This window comes from Stenotrophomonas sp. GD04024 (genome assembly GCF_029837545.1).
GTDB lineage: Bacteria > Pseudomonadota > Gammaproteobacteria > Xanthomonadales > Xanthomonadaceae > Stenotrophomonas > Stenotrophomonas forensis.
Window position 1 is genome coordinate 1 of the sequence record NZ_JAOEDV010000035.1, and the last position, 16,095, is coordinate 16,095.

Annotated in this window: 16 protein-coding genes; 11 read left to right on the plus strand and 5 right to left on the minus strand. The window is 66.8% G+C overall.

The window, feature by feature from the left end:
• Window positions 1–889, minus strand: an 889-nt coding sequence (locus N7590_RS12600) for a DMT family transporter (protein ID WP_279935565.1), incomplete at its 3' end; no start/stop codon positions are given.
• A gap of 179 nt (window positions 890–1,068) precedes the next feature.
• On the opposite strand from N7590_RS12600, the gene N7590_RS12605 reads away from it, so the two are divergent.
• The 3 genes from N7590_RS12605 to N7590_RS12615 all read left to right on the plus strand — a co-directional run bounded on the left by N7590_RS12605 (window position 1,069) and on the right by N7590_RS12615 (window position 3,019).
• Window positions 1,069–1,551: a YajQ family cyclic di-GMP-binding protein gene (locus N7590_RS12605; protein WP_164241413.1), complete on the plus strand. Its 483-nt coding sequence runs from the start codon at window positions 1,069–1,071 to the stop codon at window positions 1,549–1,551.
• A gap of 101 nt (window positions 1,552–1,652) precedes the next feature.
• The gene (locus N7590_RS12610; protein WP_164241412.1) at window positions 1,653–2,219 is read left to right on the plus strand and encodes a DUF1415 domain-containing protein; all 567 of its coding nucleotides are present in this window, start codon (window positions 1,653–1,655) and stop codon (window positions 2,217–2,219) included.
• Window positions 2,216–3,019 carry an SDR family oxidoreductase gene (locus tag N7590_RS12615; RefSeq protein ID WP_164241411.1) on the plus strand — a complete coding sequence of 268 codons (804 nt, stop codon included), beginning with the start codon at window positions 2,216–2,218 and terminating at the stop codon, window positions 3,017–3,019. Before N7590_RS12610 ends, N7590_RS12615 begins: the two co-directional genes overlap by 4 nt.
• A 103-nt stretch (window positions 3,020–3,122) precedes the next feature.
• Here N7590_RS12615 and N7590_RS12620 read toward each other — a convergent pair whose 3' ends face one another.
• A complete protein-coding gene (locus tag N7590_RS12620; protein WP_164241410.1) occupies window positions 3,123–5,153 on the minus strand; it encodes a M3 family metallopeptidase in 2,031 nt (676 codons plus the stop codon).
• A 170-nt stretch (window positions 5,154–5,323) separates the two neighbouring features.
• Here N7590_RS12620 and N7590_RS12625 point away from each other — a divergent pair, with 170 nt between their 5' ends.
• Complete coding sequence (locus tag N7590_RS12625; RefSeq protein WP_006471153.1) at window positions 5,324–5,728, plus strand: hypothetical protein; 405 nt, start codon at window positions 5,324–5,326, stop codon at window positions 5,726–5,728.
• 69 nt (window positions 5,729–5,797) lie between these two features.
• Here N7590_RS12625 and N7590_RS12630 read toward each other — a convergent pair whose 3' ends face one another.
• Window positions 5,798–6,910 carry a PLP-dependent cysteine synthase family protein gene (locus N7590_RS12630; protein WP_164241408.1) on the minus strand — a complete coding sequence of 371 codons (1,113 nt, stop codon included), beginning with the start codon at window positions 6,908–6,910 and terminating at the stop codon, window positions 5,798–5,800.
• A gap of 125 nt (window positions 6,911–7,035) precedes the next feature.
• Here N7590_RS12630 and gloA point away from each other — a divergent pair, with 125 nt between their 5' ends.
• Window positions 7,036–7,551: a lactoylglutathione lyase gene (gene gloA, locus N7590_RS12635; protein ID WP_053509698.1), complete on the plus strand. Its 516-nt coding sequence runs from the start codon at window positions 7,036–7,038 to the stop codon at window positions 7,549–7,551.
• Between the two features lie 91 nt (window positions 7,552–7,642).
• Window positions 7,643–8,071: a VOC family protein gene (locus N7590_RS12640; RefSeq protein ID WP_053509696.1), complete on the plus strand. Its 429-nt coding sequence runs from the start codon at window positions 7,643–7,645 to the stop codon at window positions 8,069–8,071.
• A 67-nt stretch (window positions 8,072–8,138) separates the two neighbouring features.
• Here the strand turns inward: N7590_RS12640 and N7590_RS12645 are convergent, their stop codons facing one another.
• The gene (locus N7590_RS12645) at window positions 8,139–8,570 is read right to left on the minus strand and encodes a CBS domain-containing protein (RefSeq protein ID WP_053450852.1); all 432 of its coding nucleotides are present in this window, start codon (window positions 8,568–8,570) and stop codon (window positions 8,139–8,141) included.
• Window positions 8,571–9,017: 447 nt separating this feature from the next.
• Window positions 9,018–10,856: a glutamine--fructose-6-phosphate transaminase (isomerizing) gene (gene glmS / locus N7590_RS12650; RefSeq protein ID WP_164241406.1), complete on the minus strand. Its 1,839-nt coding sequence runs from the start codon at window positions 10,854–10,856 to the stop codon at window positions 9,018–9,020.
• Window positions 10,857–11,059: 203 nt separating this feature from the next.
• Between glmS and N7590_RS12655 the strand changes: the two genes are divergently transcribed.
• The 5 genes from N7590_RS12655 to N7590_RS12675 are packed head-to-tail and all read left to right on the plus strand — an operon-like array spanning window position 11,060 to window position 16,027.
• A complete protein-coding gene (locus N7590_RS12655) occupies window positions 11,060–12,337 on the plus strand; it encodes an efflux RND transporter periplasmic adaptor subunit (protein WP_049456530.1) in 1,278 nt (425 codons plus the stop codon).
• Between the two features lie 35 nt (window positions 12,338–12,372).
• Window positions 12,373–13,098 carry an ABC transporter ATP-binding protein gene (locus tag N7590_RS12660; protein ID WP_014038558.1) on the plus strand — a complete coding sequence of 242 codons (726 nt, stop codon included), beginning with the start codon at window positions 12,373–12,375 and terminating at the stop codon, window positions 13,096–13,098.
• Between the two features lie 10 nt (window positions 13,099–13,108).
• Window positions 13,109–14,407 carry an ABC transporter permease gene (locus tag N7590_RS12665; protein WP_164241405.1) on the plus strand — a complete coding sequence of 433 codons (1,299 nt, stop codon included), beginning with the start codon at window positions 13,109–13,111 and terminating at the stop codon, window positions 14,405–14,407.
• A gap of 20 nt (window positions 14,408–14,427) precedes the next feature.
• Window positions 14,428–15,645, plus strand: coding sequence for an FtsX-like permease family protein (locus N7590_RS12670; protein WP_279935567.1), 1,218 nt, complete (start codon window positions 14,428–14,430; stop codon window positions 15,643–15,645).
• A gap of 1 nt (window position 15,646) precedes the next feature.
• Window positions 15,647–16,027, plus strand: a complete 381-nt coding sequence (locus N7590_RS12675) for a PDZ domain-containing protein (RefSeq protein ID WP_164241404.1) — start codon at window positions 15,647–15,649, stop codon at window positions 16,025–16,027.
• The last annotated feature ends 68 nt before the right edge of the window (window positions 16,028–16,095 follow it).

The following is a 16,095-nucleotide window of genomic DNA, read 5'->3' on the forward strand; positions in this document are numbered from 1 at the left end:
GATCCAGCGGCTTTGGCGGCTCCTGCCGGTTCACCCGCTCACGGTGCAGCAGGTACAGGCCGGAAGCGACAATAATCGCCGCGCCCACCCAGGTGTAGCCGTCCGGCAGCTGGCCCCAGAAGGCCAGATCCCAGCCGATCACCCAGACCAGGCCGCTGTACTCCAGCGGCGCGATCATCGAGGCTTCTCCGAGCTGGAAGGCTTTGGTCAGGGCGATCTGGCCCAGTGCCCCGGCCAGGCCCATGCCGGCGATCAGCGGCGCGTGCGCCAATTGCAGCGGCACCCAGCCGGGAAGGGCCAGCAGGCCGGCGCCGACGGCCATGATCACCAGGAACCAGACCACCATCGACTGCGAGGTGTCGGTGCGGGTCAGCAGGCTGACCGTGATCGCCGCCACGGCGTAGGCGGTGGCCGCGGCCAGCACCATCAACCCCGGCACAGAAATGAAGCCGTCCACTCCCGGCCGCAGCACCACCAGCACGCCGACCAGGCCGATGCCGATGGCGACCCAGCGCCGCGGCCCGACCCGCTCACCCAGCAGCGGCACCGACAGTGCCGCGATCAGCAGCGGGGCGACGAAATAGATGGTGTAGGCGGTGGACAGCGGCAGGTCGCGCAGGGCGAACACGAAGCAGCCGATCATCGCCATGCCCAGTGCGCCACGCAGCAGGTGCAGGCCCCAGCGGCGTGGCACCAGCGATCGCGGGCCGGCGCTGACCAGCACCCAGACCAGCACGAATGGCAATGAGGCCGCGCCGCGCAGGAAGGTCACTTCCAGGGTTGGATAGCTGGCCGACAGCTGCTTCATGCCAGCGTCCATCAGCGAGAAACAGGCGACTGCCGCGACCATCCAGGCCACCGCGCGCGAGGGGGAGCGTTGCACGTTCATGGCCCATTATCGCCGACCGCGCCGGATTGTAGAGTCGAGCTTGCTCGACTGCCGCCCTTCTGTAGAGTCAAGCTTGCTCGACTGCTCTTCACAAAACAGTCGAGCAAGCTCGACTCTACAAAAAGCTGGCAGGCCGGCACGATAGAATGGCCTTCACTGAATCCTGCGGAGCCGCGCCCATGCCTTCCTTCGACGTCGTGTCCGAAGTCGACACCCACGAACTGACCAACGCCATCGACCAGGCCAACCGTGAGCTGGCCACCCGCTTCGACTTCAAGGGCGTGGAGGCGAAATTCGAACGCGATGGCGATGTCATCAACCAGACCGCGCCGACCGAGTTCCAGCTCAAGCAGATGAACGACATCCTGCGCGCCCGCCTGGCCGCGCGCGGCATCGACGTGCTCAGCCTGGAATTCGGCGACATCGAGACCAACCTGGCCCAGGCCCGGCAGAAGATCACCGTCAAGCAGGGCATCGAGCAGAAGATCGCCAAGAAGATCGCCGCTGCACTGAAGGACGCCAAGCTGAAGGTGGAAAGCCAGATCAACGGCGACAAGCTGCGCGTGCAGGGCAAGAAGCGCGACGACCTGCAGGACGCCATTGCCGTGCTCAAGGCCGGCAAGTTCGAGCTGCCGCTGCAGTTCAACAACTTCCGCGACTGAGGCCTGCGCCGGGCGTGACCCGGCGCTGCCACCGGCAGGTACGACGGCGCGTTGCCGGCGACGCGCCTACAATGGCGGCCCCGCCAGCCGACGTGCCCGCCATGACCGATTTCCACCTGCCCACCGATGATCCGATCGCCGCCACCCGCCTGTGGCTGGAGCGCATCGTGATCGGCCTGAACCTGTGTCCGTTCGCCAAGGCGGTGTACGTGAAGGACCAGGTCCGCATCGTGCTGAGCGATGCGACCACGCCCGAGGCGCTGGTCGAACAACTGGCCGAAGAGCTGGTGCTGCTGCGCGATACCCCGGCCGAGCAGATCGACACCACGCTGATCGTGCATCCCCAGGTGCTGACCGATTTCCTCGACTACAACGACTTCCTCGACAACGCCGACGCCGCGATCGAGGCGCTGGACCTGCAGGGCATCCTGCAGGTGGCCAGCTTCCACCCGGACTATCAGTTCGACGGCGTGGCCGCGGACGACGCCAGCAACTACACCAACCGGGCGCCCTTCCCCACCCTGCACCTGCTGCGCGAAGACAGCGTGGCGCGCGCGGTGGATGTCTATCCGGACCCGGACGTGATCGTCGAGCGCAACATCCAGACCCTGGACCGCATCGGCGTGGACGGCTGGCATCGCCGCCTGCGCGGCGAAGACCTGTCATGAGCACGGTGCCACCGATCGCGGCGTGGCCGGTGGCGCCGCTGCAGGGCAAGGTGGTGCTGGTCACCGGCGGCGCAAACGGCATCGGCCGTGGCATCGCCCAGGCCGTGCTCGGCGCCGGCGGACGCGTGCTGATCGGCGATCTGGACGTGGAAGCGGGCCAGGCCTGCCTGGACGAATGGCAGCGGGGTGATGACGCCGCGTTCCAGCGCCTGGACATCACCGACGAAGCCAGCGTGCGCGACTTCGTTGCGGTGGCCCTGCAGCGGTTCGGCCGTATCGACGGACTGATCAACAATGCCGGCATCGCCGGCCCGCATGGCACATTGCTGCAGGACATGGCGTGGGAGGAATGGCAGCGCCGCCTGTCGTCACTGCACGGTGCCTTCCTGTGCAGCAAGCACGCGCTGCCGGCACTCTCGGCCCGCACTGAGGGCGCGATCATCAACATCGCCTCGACCCGCGCCTGGCAGTCCGAAGCGCACAGCGAGGCCTATGCGGCGGCCAAGGGCGGGCTGGTCGCCTTCACCCACGCGCTGGCGATCAGCAGCGGCCCGGCGGTGCGGGTCAACAGCATCAGCCCCGGCTGGATCGGCACCTCGGCCTGGCAGGCGCCCTCGCGGCGCCACCAACCCGACTACTCGGCCACCGATCACGCCCAGCACCCGGTCGGCCGTGTCGGCCGCCCCGAGGACATCGGCGCGCTGGCGGTGTACCTGCTGTCGTCGCTGTCCGGCTTCACCACCGGCCAGGACTTCATCGCCGACGGCGGCATGACCCGGAAGATGATCTACGCCGAATGACCGGCCTCCGGTAGTGCCGGCCGCTGGCCGGCATTCCGGTAGATCCACGCCATGCGTGGATAGCGGTAACGTGCCAACCAAGGTTGGCACCCACCACAACGGTTTACGCCATGCCCGAATGGCGCAGCAGCGCGTCGATCTGCGGCGCGCGGCCACGGAAGGCCTTGAAGTTCTCCGCAGCCGGACGGCTGCCGCCGCGCGACAGGATTTCATCGCGGAAGCGCGCACCGGTTTCAGCCAGTGCCTGCGGTGCTTCCTCGAACGCGGCGTAGGCATCGGCGCTGAGCACCTCGGCCCACTTGTAGCTGTAGTAACCCGCCGCGTAGCCACCGGCGAAAATGTGGCTGAACTGGTGCGGGAAGCGGTTCCAGACCGGCGGATGGTTCACCGCCACGTCCGCACGCACGCGATCGAGCAGCGCGAGAACGCTGTCCTGCGCCGGCTCGAACTGGCTGTGCAGCAGCATGTCGAACAGGCCGAATTCCAGCTGGCGCACGGTGGCCATGCCGCTGTGGAAATTGCGGGCGGCCAGCATGCGCTCGTACAGCGCGCGCGGCAGCGGTTCGCCGCTATCGACGTGCGCGGTCATGCCCTGCAGGTGGTCCCATTCCCAGCAGAAGTTCTCCATGAACTGGCTCGGCAGTTCCACCGCATCCCACTCCACGCCATTGATGCCGGCCACGCCCAGTTCACCGATGCGGGTCAGCAGCTGGTGCAGTCCGTGGCCCATCTCATGGAACAGCGTGGTCACTTCGTTGTGGCTGAAGGTGGCCGGCTTGCCGTTGGCACCACGGCCGAAGTTGCACACCAGGTAGACCAGCGGCGTCTGCACGCTGCCATCGGCGCGCTCGCGGCGGTTGCGGCAATCATCCATCCACGCACCGCCACGCTTGCCCTCGCGCGCATACAGGTCCAGGTAGAACTGGCCGACCAGCGCGCCCTGCGCATCGACCAGGCGGAAGAAGCGCACATCCTCATGCCACACCGGCGCGCTGTCTTCCTGCACGCGCAGGCCATACAGCTGCTCGATCACCGAGAACAGGCCGCCCAGTACCTTCGGTTCGGTGAAGTACTGCTTCACGTCCTGCTCGGAATAGCTGTAGCGCGCCTGCTTCAGGCGATCGGCGGCGAACGCCAGGTCCCAGGCCTGCAGGCTGTCGATGCCCAGCTGTTCTCGCGCGAACTGCTCCAGCTCGGCGCGATCCTTGGCCGCGAACGGCTTGGCACGCGCGGCCAGGTCACGCAGGAAACCCAGCACTTCGGCCGGGTCCTGCGCCATCTTGGTCGCCACCGAATAATCGCCATACGAACCGAAGCCGAGCAGCGCGGCCAGCTCCGTACGCAGGGCCAGGATGCGGTCGATGTTGCCGCTGTTGTCCAGCGCGTCGTCGCCGAATTCGGACGCGCGCTGCGCACTGGCCCGGTACAGGATCTCGCGCAGGTCACGGTCTTCGGCCCAGGTCTGCACCGGCAGGTAGCACGGCATCTGCAGGGTCAGCTTCCAGCCCTGCTTTCCGTCCTTTTCCGCCGCAGCGTGCGCGGCGGCCTTCACGTCCTCCGGCAGGCCGGCCAGGCGCGCTTCATCCTCGATGATCAGCGACCACGCATCGGTGGCGTCGAGCACATTCTGCGAGAACTTCGCCGACAGCGCCGACAGCTCTTCCTTGATCGCAGCAAAGCGCTGCTGCGCCTCGGGCGCCAGCTCGGCACCGCCCAGGCGGAAATCACGCAGGGTGTTGTCCAGCACCTTGCGCTGGGCCTCGTCGAAACCCGCGGCTTCCGGGCTGGCGGCCAGCGCCTGGTACTGGCGGTACAGCGCCAGGTTCTGGCCCAGCGCGCTGGCGAAGCGGGTCACCCGCGGCAGGTTGCTGTTGTACGCCTCACGCAGTTCCGGGGTGTTGACCACGCCCTGCAGATGGCCGACCAGGCCCCAGGCGCGCCACAGACGCTCGGTGGCGTCATCCAGCGGGGCGACGAAGCTCTCCCAGCGCACTGGCTGCACCTGCTCGGCGGCGCTGACGGCCGCTTCGGCCTCGGCCAGCAGCACATCCAGCGCCGGCGCCACGTGCTCGGGGCGGATCGCCTCGAAGCGCGGCAGGCCGGAAAAATCGAGCAGGGGGTTGGCAGCGGTCACGGCAGATCTCCAGGGTACGGGCCCGGCAGGCGGGCAGCCTGGTACATATGGCGCTGGCGGGCGTGGCTGACAAGGGGGTGACGCCTGGCATTCACGTCGGCCTTACGGTCGCGGTTCGAAGCTTTGGCTGCGGGGGAGTCCGCAGCGGTACGTACCGAACGAGGCCCTACATGGAAGGTCTGGCTGCAGTTGCATCCGCCCCAGCGGCGCGGTCTCTGGCGTTGTCTGCCAGCCCGGCCGAACTGACCTGGATCGCCGCGCTGTGCGATGCCGGCGACGACGCCCCGCGCCACCTGCAGCAGCTGCAGGCGGTGCTGCAGCAGGGCGGCACGTTCAATGACGCCCAGGAGTGGTACCCGTTCGAGGTGATCGAGCGCGGCGCCAGCCAGCTGCAGCTGGGCCATGAACGCGAGTTCGTGATCTGCGTGCTGCTGTGGCTGCAGGCCCTGGCCCAGGGCCGCGCCAGCACGCTGGACCCCAGCCTGCACCTGGATGATCGCGCGATGGACATCGAGGCGCTGCCCGATGCCTTGCGTGATGCGGTGCTGGATGCGTTCACCGCGGCGGGGTACTGAATATGTAGCGTCGAGCCATGCTCGACGGCTCTTTACCGGAGTCGAGCATGGCTCGACTCTACAAGGACGCTACAGCGCTTCCAGGCTGCTCCACGGCAGTTCCGGCAAGCCCTGCCCGGCCACCGCTGCCGCCAGCTGCGCATCGGCGCGCTCGACATCAATGCCCTGCCGCACGTACCACGCCGGGTCGTAATAGCTTTGCGCGTAACGCTCGCCGCTGTCGCACAGGATGCTGACGATGCTGCCGTGGTGACCGGCCTCGCGCATCCACTGCGCCGCCTGCAGCACACCAATGAAGTTGGTGCCGGTGGAACCACCGACGCGGCGGCCGAGCTGGCGGCTGACATGGCGCATCGCGGCCAGGCTCAGCGCGTCGAGCACCTTCACCATCGCATCGACACTGGTCGGGATGAAGCTCGGCTCCACCCGCGGCCGGCCAATGCCTTCCACGCGCGAACCACCGCTGCAGGTCAGGCCTCGCCAGTCCGGCTCACCGGCCACGGCAGCCTTGTAGCCATCGAAGAACACCGAGACTTCCGGGTCCGCGCACAGGATGCGGGTGTCGTGCCGGCGATAGCTGACATAGCGGCCCAGCGTCGCTGCGGTGCCACCGGTACCGGGGCTGCACACGATCCACTCCGGGATCGGGCTGGGTTCCTCGGCCATTTGCTTGAAGATGGATTCGGCAATGTTGTTGTTGGCACGCCAGTCGGTGGCGCGCTCGGCGTAGGTGAACTGATCCATGAAGTGGCCGCCGGTTTCGCGGGCCAGTTTTTCCGAATCGCAGTTGAGGTCGCAGGCGCGCTCGACCAGGTGGCAGCGGCCACCATGGAATTCGATCGCCGCAATCTTCTCCGGCGAGGTGGTGGCCGGAATCACCGCGATGAACGGCAGTCCGAGCAGGCGCGCGAAATAGGCTTCGGACACCGCGGTCGAGCCGCTGGAGGCCTCGATCACCGGCCGGCCCTCGCGCAGCCAGCCATTGGCCAGCGCATACAGGAACAGCGAACGGGCCAACCGGTGCTTGAGGCTTCCGGTGGGATGGCTCGATTCATCCTTCAGGTACAGCTCGATGCCCTCGAACCCGGGCAGCGCCAGCGGGATCAGGTGGGTATCGGCGGAACGGTTGAAATCGGCTTCGATCTTGCGGATGGCGGCAGCCACCCATTCACGCTGCGACATGGCGGGCCATCGGTGTCAGGACGGAACGGTGCGATCCGGTCATTGTACGTCGCGGTGCGGTCAGGTGCTGCTCGCTAGAATGGGGACATCCGGCCGGCAACGGCCCTGTCTGAAGGATCTCCCCCATGACCATTCCCGCCCTGCGCGATGTCCCCGGCGTCGCCGCCCAGGCCCCGGCCGAAACCCGCGGCTTCGTGTTCAACCACACCATGCTGCGGGTGAAGGACATCACCGCCTCGCTGGACTTCTACACCCGCGTGCTCGGCTACCAGCTGATCGACAAGCGCGACTTCCCGGAGGCCCAGTTCAGCCTGTACTTCCTGGCCTACGTGCCGGCCGGCGCGGTGGTACCGGAAGACGACGCCCAGCGCCGCCTGTGGATGGCCGGCCTGCCGGGCGTGCTGGAACTGACCCACAACCATGGCACCGAGGCCCAGGACGGCCCGGTCTACCACGATGGCAACAGCGACCCGCGCGGCTTCGGCCACATCTGCGTGTCGGTGCCGGACATCGAAGCCGCCTGCCAGCGCTTCGAGGACCTCGGCGTGACCTTCCAGAAGCGCCTGACCGACGGCCGCATGAAGAACCTGGCCTTCATCAAGGACCCGGACGGCTACTGGGTCGAAATCATCGCCAACTGACCAGAAAGGGGACGGAGGGGATTAAGCCGTTTCTGGCACTATTGGCCGGAAGCGACTTAATTCCCTCCGTCCCCTTTTTTGCGAGGTTGGTATGGAAACGATGGAACTGCACCGCGGGCGACTGATCGACCACATCCAGCTGGTCGTACGCGACCTGGCCGCCAGCCGGCGCTTCTACCAGGCGGTGTTCGATACGATCGGCGTGCCGATCGCCGGCGAAGGCGAAGATTACTTCTGGGCCGATGAGCTGTTCGTTTCCAGCGCCAGCAGCGAGGCCGCCGCCGGCCAGCTGACCGGCCGCCACCACCTGGCCTTCCAGGCCCGCGACAGCGCCACCGTCGATGCCTTCCACAGCGCCGCGATCGCCGCCGGCGGCACCGACAACGGCGCGCCCGGCGAACGCCCCTACCACCCGGGCTACTACGGCGCCTTTGTGCTCGATCCGGACGGCAACAACATCGAAGTGGTCTATCACGGTCCGGCCCGCTACAGCGCCGACTCGGTGAAGGTCACTTTCTGATTTCACCGATGCCATGAACGAAGAAGCCGGGCAATGCCCGGCTTCTCTGCTTCCAGCACTGCAGCCCTCAGTGGGCGGCCATGTAGATGTCCTGAAGCACGGCCTTTTCCAGCTCGAGCTCGCCCAGCAGGTTCTTCACGATGTCGCCCAGGCTGAGGATGCCGACCAGGCGGGTGCCCTCGGTGACCATCAGATGACGGCGCCGCGAGTACGTCATCAACGACATGGCCTGCTTCAGGGTCGCTTCCGGCGCAATGCCTTCCAGGCCGGTGGTCGGCACGCTGGAAATCACCCGGCGGCCGGCCTGCGGGCCGTCATCGGCCAGGGTACGCACGATGTCCTTTTCGGAAATGATGCCGACCGGGGCATCGTCCTTCATCACCACCAGCGCAGCGATCCTGTTCGCGCTCATCTTGTGGGCGGCGGCACCGATGGTGTCTTCGGCGTCGATGGTGATGACAGCTTCTTTCTTGGATTGCAGGAGTTCGCGGACGTTCATTCTTGTTTCCTGGTGCAGGTCACTGAAGTCAAAAAAGTGTGCTCTTCCGATACGCCCCCTCCCCGGGAACAGACCTTTCAGCGCACGTCTGGCGCACGTGCCTGCCCTGGGAGATGCATCGGCAGGCGACGTACTGCAACGCGAACGAGGTGGGCTCAACCGCTCAACCCATGCCTCGGTCAGATCGATTCTACGACTGCGACCATCGGTCACTACCGGCATCGATAGGACAGTTCGTCGTGGGAACCAAGCGACGATCCAGAGAATGGCACCGCGGCTGAAACCGCCGCTGAATACAGGCGGCATTGCGCATTAAAGATTGATCGCGCCCTGCCGCAGGCGGACAGAACGACCGGCGGCTGTCCCACTTGATGCGGTTACCGGCGCAAACGAAAGGGGGCCGCATGGGCCCCCTTCGTGTACCGCATCCAGGTCGAGCAGCCGGCGTTACTCCACCGTCACGCTCTTGGCCAGGTTGCGCGGCTTGTCCACGTCGGTGCCACGCGCCAGTGCGGTGTGGTACGCCAGCAGCTGCACCGGAATGGTGTGCACGATCGGGCTGAGCACGCCGGCGTGGCGCGGCGTGCGGATCACGTGCACGCCTTCGGACTCGTTGAAATTGCTGTCCTGGTCGGCGAACACGAACAGCTCGCCACCCCGGGCGCGCACTTCCTGCATGTTCGACTTCACCTTTTCCAGCAGGCTGTCGTTGGGGGCGATCACCACCACCGGCATGTCCTCGTCCACCAGCGCCAGCGGGCCGTGCTTCAGCTCGCCCGCCGGATAGGCTTCGGCGTGGATGTAGGAGATTTCCTTGAGCTTGAGCGAGCCTTCCAGCGCGATCGGGTAGTGCAGGCCGCGGCCCAGGAACAGCGCGCTGCTCTTGCGCGCGAAACGCTCGGCCCATGCCGCGATCTGCGGCTCCATGTTCAGTGCGTGCTGCACGCTGCCCGGCAGGAAGCGCAGCTGTTCCAGGTAGTCCGCTTCCTGCGCCGCGTCGATGCGGCCACGCAGCTTGCCCAACACCACGGTCAGCTGGAACAGCGCGGCCAGCTGGGTGGTGAAGGCCTTGGTCGAGGCCACGCCGATCTCGGCACCGGCGCGGGTGTAGCAGACCAGCTCGCTGGCGCGCGGGATTGCGCTTTCCGGCACGTTGCAGATCGACAGCGTGTGCTTGTGGCCCAGCGACTTGGCGTACTTCAGCGCTTCCATCGTATCCAGCGTTTCGCCGGACTGGGAGATGGTGACGATCAGGTGCTTCGGATTCGCATAGGCGGCGCGGTAACGGTACTCGCTGGCAATCTCCACGCTGCACGGCAGGCCGGCGATGGCTTCGATCCAGTAGCGCGCGGTCAGGCCGGCGTAATAGCTGGTGCCGCAGGCGATGATCTGCACGCCTTCGATGCCCGACAGCACCGCTTCGGCGGTCTTGCCGAACAGCTCGGCCGGGAAGCCACCGGCGTCGATCGCCGCCTCGATGGTGTCGCCCAGCGCACGTGGCTGTTCGTGGATTTCCTTCTGCATGAAGTGGCGATACGGGCCCAGCTCCAGCGAGGCCAGCGACACATCGGACAGATGCACGTCGCGCTCGACCGGCTGGTCATGCTCGTCGAAGACGCGCACCCCGTCGCGGCGGATCTCGGCCGTGTCACCCTCTTCCAGGAAAATCACCTTGCGGGTGGCCGAGATCACCGCCGAGACATCGGAGGCAACGAAGTTCTCGCCTTCACCCAGGCCGATCAGCAGCGGGCAGCCCATGCGCGCGCAGACGAAGCGCTCCGGCTCGGCACGGCTGACCACGGCCAGTGCGTAGGCACCGGTCAGTTCCTTCACCGTGTGCTGCAGCGCCAGCAGCAGGTCATCGCCCTCCTTGAGGTGATGATGGATCAGGTGTGCGATGACTTCGGTGTCGGTCTGGGATTCGAAGGTGTAGCCGAGCGCGCGCAGCCTTTCGCGCTGCTCTTCGTGATTCTCGATGATGCCGTTGTGCACCAGCGCCACGCCCTGGCTGATATGCGGGTGCGCGTTGGCCTCGGTGACACCGCCATGGGTGGCCCAACGGGTGTGGCCGATGCCCAGCACCGCATTGAAGCCTTCAGCCTCGGCCGCTGTGGCCATTTCCGACACACGACCGGTACGGCGCACGCGACGCACCTCGGGCCGTTCGCCCTGGTCGATCACGGCGATGCCCGAGGAATCGTAGCCGCGGTACTCAAGTCGCTTCAGGCCCTCGATCAGCACCGGCACCACATCGCGATCGGCGATCGCACCCACGATTCCACACATGTCACGCGTTTCCTTGAAGACGATCGGCGCATTCTAGCCTGCGTGTCCGGCGTCCCCCTCCTGTCCGCTTAATGAAAGTGTCCGGAAAGGTGTCCGCGGACACCCGGACACCGCGGCGAGTCCGCCAAGCCGTTGATCTGAAACAGAATAAAGTTGGCACGCTACGTGCTTGGTACTGGCTACCACCGCAAGGCACGCATCCGATGATCCGCGACACTTCCGCCCAGGACCAGATCGTTTCCTCCGCACCGGCCAGCGCCACCCGCGCCAACTGGCACCGCTACCGTTGGCCGGCGGCGGGTGCCCTCGTGCTGCTGGCCGGCATCGGCTGGGCCGTGCACGCCTGGTCCAACGCCAGCCGCTCCTTCGACAGCAGCCGCGTGCGCATCGCCGAAGTGAAGCGGGGTGACCTGGTCCGCGACATCGCCGCCGACGGCCGGGTGATCGCCGCCAACAGCCCGATCCTGTACGCCATTTCGGCCGGTACCGTGGACCTGAAGGTGGTCGCCGGCGACGTGGTCAAGAAGGGCCAGGAACTGGCCATCATCGACAGCCCGGAACTGCGCAGCAAACTGGCCCAGGAACAGGCCACCCTGGCCGGCCTGGAAGCCGAGGCCAGCCGCGCCGCGCTGGATGCGACCCTGGCTCGCGCCAAGTCGCGCAAGGAAACCGACCAGGCCACCATCGAGCGGCAGGCCGCCGACCGCGACCTGCAGCGCTACCAGCGTGGCTACGACGGCGGCGCGGTGCCGCAGATTGACCTGGCCAAGGCCAAGGACTCGTTGAAGAAGGCCGACATCACTCTGGCCAACGCCACCACTGATGCACGCCTGCAGAGTCAGGGCGCCGACCTGGACGCGCGCAACAAGCGGCTGCTGGCCGATCGCCAGAAGGCCGTGGTGGCCGAAGTCCAGCGCCAGGTCGATGCACTGACCCTGCGCGCGCCGTTCGATGGCCAGGTCGGCCAGGTGCAGGCGATCCAGTCCACCAACCTCGCCGCCAACGCGCCGGTGCTGGGCGTGGTCGACCTGTCCAAGTTCGAAGTCGAGATCAAGGTTCCGGAGAGCTTCGCCCGTGACCTGGCGATCGGCATGCCCGCACAGCTGACCGGCGGCAACGGCCAGCCGTTCCCGGGCGAGATCAGCGCGGTGTCGCCGGAGGTGGTCAACGGCGAGGTCAACGCCCGCGTGCGCTTCGCCAGCGCGCAGCCGGAAGGCCTGCGCCAGAGCCAGCGGATGTCGGTGCGCGTGCTGCTCGATACCCGCAGGAACGTGCTGAAGGTGGAGCGTGGCCCGTTCGTCGAACAGGGCAACGGCATGGCCTACGTGATGGATGGCCGCACCGCCGTGCGCCGTCCGGTGGAACTGGGCGTCAGCAGCCTGGGCGAAGTGGAAATCAAGTCGGGTGTGCAGCCGGGCGACCGCATCGTGGTCTCCGGCAGCGACCTGTTCAAGGACGCCGAACGCGTCTCCGTCAACTGATACCTGATACCTGAATCCTGGAGAGAGGACACCCCATGTACATGCTCGAAATGCGTTCGGTCGCCAAGGTCTTCCGTACCGAACAGGTGGAAACCCACGCACTGCGCTCGCTGGAACTGCAGGTCAAGGAAGGCGAGTTCGTCGCCGTCACCGGCCCGTCCGGCTCCGGCAAGACCACCTTCCTCAACATCGCCGGCCTGCTGGAAACCTTCACCAGCGGCACCTACATGCTGGACGGGCAGGACGTGAGCACGCTGGGCGACGATGCCCGCAGCCGCCTGCGCAACCAGAAGATCGGCTTCATCTTCCAGGGCTTCAACCTGATCCCCGACCTGAACCTGTTCGACAACGTCGACGTGCCGCTGCGTTACCGAAAGATGAGCGCCAACGAGCGCCGCGAACGCATCGAGAAGGCACTGACCCAGGTCGGCCTCGGCTCGCGCATGAAGCACTACCCGAATGAACTGTCCGGCGGCCAGCAGCAGCGTGCGGCCATCGCACGCGCCCTGGCCGGCAGCCCACGCCTGCTGCTGGCCGACGAACCGACCGGCAACCTGGACACGCAGATGGCCCGTGGCGTGATGGAGCTGCTGGAGGAAATCAACGCCGCCGGCACCACCATCGTGATGGTCACCCACGATCCGGAACTGGCCGCGCGCGCGCAGCGCAACGTGCACATCGTCGACGGCCAGGTGACCGACCTGGTACGCGAGCCGGTGCTGGCCACCCCGCCGCGCCACATCGTCGCCGTCAACGAGTGAGGGCCCGACCATGTTCGCTTACTACGCCCGATTGGCGGCGCGCAGCTTCCGCCGCAACAAGGTCCTGACCGCGCTGATGGTGGTTGCCATCGCACTCGGCATCGGCGCCTCGATGACCACGCTGACCGTCTTCCACGTACTGTCCGGCGACCCGATTCCCGGCAAGAGCGACCGGCTGTTCTACGTGCAGCTCGACGCCGCGACCGGCGCCTATGTCGCCGGCGAGGAGCCGGAAACCCAGTTGACCCGCTTCGACGGTGAAGCGCTGCTGCGCGAAGCCAGGGGTGAGCGCCAGGCGCTGATGAGCGGCGGCGGCGGCACCATCGAGCCGGACAACAGCACGCTCAAGCCCTTCAGCATCGACACCCGTTGGACCTCGGCCGACTTCTTCCCGATGTTCGAGGTACCCATGCAGTACGGTCGCCCCTGGACGCGCGAGGATGACAACGCCCGCGCCCGCGTGGTGGTCATCTCCAAGGCGCTCAACGACAAGCTGTTCCAGGGTGCCAACAGCGTGGGGCGCGACGTGCGCATGGAAGGCCAGAGCTATCGCGTGGTCGGCGTGATGAAGGAGTGGAGCCCGGAGCCGCACTTCTACGATCTGACCACCGGCAGCTACGGCAAGGACGAAGATCTGCTGCTGCCGATCTCCACCTCGTTCGACCTGAAGCTCGGCAACAACGGCAACATGAACTGCTTCGGCGAGAACCCCGACGGCAACAGCTACTCGCTCAATGCACCGTGCGCCTGGCTGCAGTACTGGGTGGAACTGGACCCGTCCAAGGCCGCCGACTACCGCCGCTACCTGGAAAACTACTCGACCCAGCAGCGTGAGGCCGGCCGCTTCAAGCACCCGCCGAACGTGCGCCTGCGCACCGTGATGGAATGGCTGGACTTCAACGGCGCGGTGCCCAGCGACGTGCGCCTGCAGCTGTGGCTGGCGCTGGGCTTCCTCGGCGTCTGCCTAGTCAACACGGTGGGCCTGCTGCTGGCCAAGTTCCTGCGCCGCAGCGGTGAGATCGGCGTGCGCCGCGCCCTGGGCGCCAGCCGTGGGCAGATCTTCCTGCAGTGCCTGGTCGAAGCCGGTGCGGTCGGCGTGGTCGGCGGCGTGCTCGGCATCGGGCTGGCCCTGCTCGGCCTGTACGCGGTGCGCCAGCAACCGGTGGACTACGCCCAGCTCGCTCATCTGGACGGCAGCATGCTGCTGCTCGCACTGGGCCTGACCCTGTTCGCCAGCCTTGCCGCCGGCTTCCTGCCGGCCTGGCGTGCGATGCAGGTCACCCCGGCCATCCAGCTCAAGTCGCAGTAAGCACGAGAACGAGGACTCCCATGGACATCCGCCCCATCCTCAGCACCCTGCGCCGGCACAAGACCGCTGCCGCCCTGATCGTGCTGGAAGTCGCACTGACCTGCGCCATCGTCTGCAACGCACTGTTCCTGGTCAGCCAGCGCGTCGACAAGATCAGCATGCCCAGCGGCATCGCCGAGAACGAACTGGTGATGCTGCGGGTCAGCGGCATCGGCGAGCAGACCAATGCCATGGCACGCACCCGCGAAGACCTGGCGGCACTGCGCGCGATTCCCGGCGTCACCAGTGCCACCATCATCAACCAGGTGCCGTTCCGCAACGGCTCGTCCAGCAGCAGCATCTCCCGCGAGGTCGACCAGGAGCGCCCGACCACGAATGCGTCGATGTACACCCTGTCCGAAGGCGGCCTGGGCACGATGGGAATCAACCTCATCGCAGGCCGCGACTTCCTTCCCGGCGAGTACATCGAGTTCAAGGAAGCCTCCAAGGGCGGTGCCAAGCAGAAGGCCGTCCCGGTGATCCTCACCCAGAGCACCGCCGCGAAGATGGAGCCCAACGGCAGCGCGCTGGGCAAGACCTACTACATGGGCAAGCAACCCTTGAACGTGGTCGGTATCGTCGACACGCTCAGCACGCCCAATGGCTGGAACGACAACTGGACCAATTCGATGCTGCTGCCGCTGCAGCGGTCCTTCGATGAAGGCGGCACGTACGTGCTGCGGACCGATCCGGCACGGCGCCAGGAAGTACTCGATGCTGGGGCCGCGGCGCTGGAACGCATCGACCCCAACCGGCTGATGCGCGACAAGCTGACCTATGAGGACCAGCGCAAGGACTTCTTCAAGAACGACCGGGCAATGGTCGGCCTGCTGATCACCGTCAGCATCTCGCTGCTGGTGGTCACCGCGCTGGGCATCATCGGCCTGGCCAGCTTCTGGGTGCAGCAGCGCAGCAAGCAGATCGGCATCCGCCGCGCGCTCGGCGCTACCCGCGGGCAGATCCTGCGCTACTTCCAGACCGAGAACTTCCTGCTGGCCACACTGGGCATCGTGCTGGGCATGCTGGCGGCCTACGCCATCAACCTCGCCCTGATGAACATGTACGAGCTGCCGCGCATGCCGCTGTATTACCTGCCACTGGGTGCGCTGCTGCTGTGGGCACTGGGCCAGATCGCGGTGTTCGGGCCGGCGCGGCGTGCCGCAGCGGTGCCGCCGGCGGTTGCCACCCGGGGCGCCTGAGATGCGCGCCTGCTGGCTGCTGCTGATGCTGCTTCCATCCCTGCCGGCCCTGGCCGGCAGCAGCAGCGCGCAGACGCTGGAGTGGCGCCAGCAGGATGCACGGCTGGCGCTGCGCTCTACCGAAGGCCAGGTGCGGGTGGAAGCCGCTGCCCCCGACGCCCGTTTCGGCGTGCGCAGCGGTGACCGCATCCTGCGCGTGGATGACACCGCCGTGCGCAGGATCGAGCATCTGACCGAAGCCCTGCGCCACTCCACCGCCCCCACCGCCTACCTGTTGCTGCGCCGCGACAGGCGCGAACTGACCGTGCCGGTGAATGCGGCTGCCTGGCGCCTGGCACTGGTTGCTCCGGTGCCGCCGCCACCGCCTCCTCCGCCGCGGTAAGCCTGGACCGCGCCTGCGGCCACGGGTTTGGCTATGCTTGATGGGTGGCGCCGGGCTCTCCCGGCGTG

What these genes read in the sequence shown, in the direction of transcription:
- N7590_RS12625 (WP_006471153.1), top strand. Translation starts at nt 5,324, where the DNA reads ATGGAAGGTCTGGCTGCAGTTGCATCCGCCCCAGCGGCGCGGTCTCTG.
- N7590_RS12630 (WP_164241408.1), bottom strand. Translation starts at nt 6,910, where the DNA reads ATGTCGCAGCGTGAATGGGTGGCTGCCGCCATCCGCAAGATCGAAGCC.
- N7590_RS12660 (WP_014038558.1), top strand. Translation starts at nt 12,373, where the DNA reads ATGTACATGCTCGAAATGCGTTCGGTCGCCAAGGTCTTCCGTACCGAA.
- glmS (WP_164241406.1), bottom strand. Translation starts at nt 10,856, where the DNA reads ATGTGTGGAATCGTGGGTGCGATCGCCGATCGCGATGTGGTGCCGGTG.
- gloA (WP_053509698.1), top strand. Translation starts at nt 7,036, where the DNA reads ATGACCATTCCCGCCCTGCGCGATGTCCCCGGCGTCGCCGCCCAGGCC.
- N7590_RS12610 (WP_164241412.1), top strand. Translation starts at nt 1,653, where the DNA reads ATGACCGATTTCCACCTGCCCACCGATGATCCGATCGCCGCCACCCGC.
- N7590_RS12675 (WP_164241404.1), top strand. Translation starts at nt 15,647, where the DNA reads ATGCGCGCCTGCTGGCTGCTGCTGATGCTGCTTCCATCCCTGCCGGCC.
- N7590_RS12605 (WP_164241413.1), top strand. Translation starts at nt 1,069, where the DNA reads ATGCCTTCCTTCGACGTCGTGTCCGAAGTCGACACCCACGAACTGACC.
- N7590_RS12670 (WP_279935567.1), top strand. Translation starts at nt 14,428, where the DNA reads ATGGACATCCGCCCCATCCTCAGCACCCTGCGCCGGCACAAGACCGCT.
- N7590_RS12655 (WP_049456530.1), top strand. Translation starts at nt 11,060, where the DNA reads ATGATCCGCGACACTTCCGCCCAGGACCAGATCGTTTCCTCCGCACCG.
- N7590_RS12640 (WP_053509696.1), top strand. Translation starts at nt 7,643, where the DNA reads ATGGAAACGATGGAACTGCACCGCGGGCGACTGATCGACCACATCCAG.
- N7590_RS12645 (WP_053450852.1), bottom strand. Translation starts at nt 8,570, where the DNA reads ATGAACGTCCGCGAACTCCTGCAATCCAAGAAAGAAGCTGTCATCACC.
- N7590_RS12665 (WP_164241405.1), top strand. Translation starts at nt 13,109, where the DNA reads ATGTTCGCTTACTACGCCCGATTGGCGGCGCGCAGCTTCCGCCGCAAC.
- N7590_RS12615 (WP_164241411.1), top strand. Translation starts at nt 2,216, where the DNA reads ATGAGCACGGTGCCACCGATCGCGGCGTGGCCGGTGGCGCCGCTGCAG.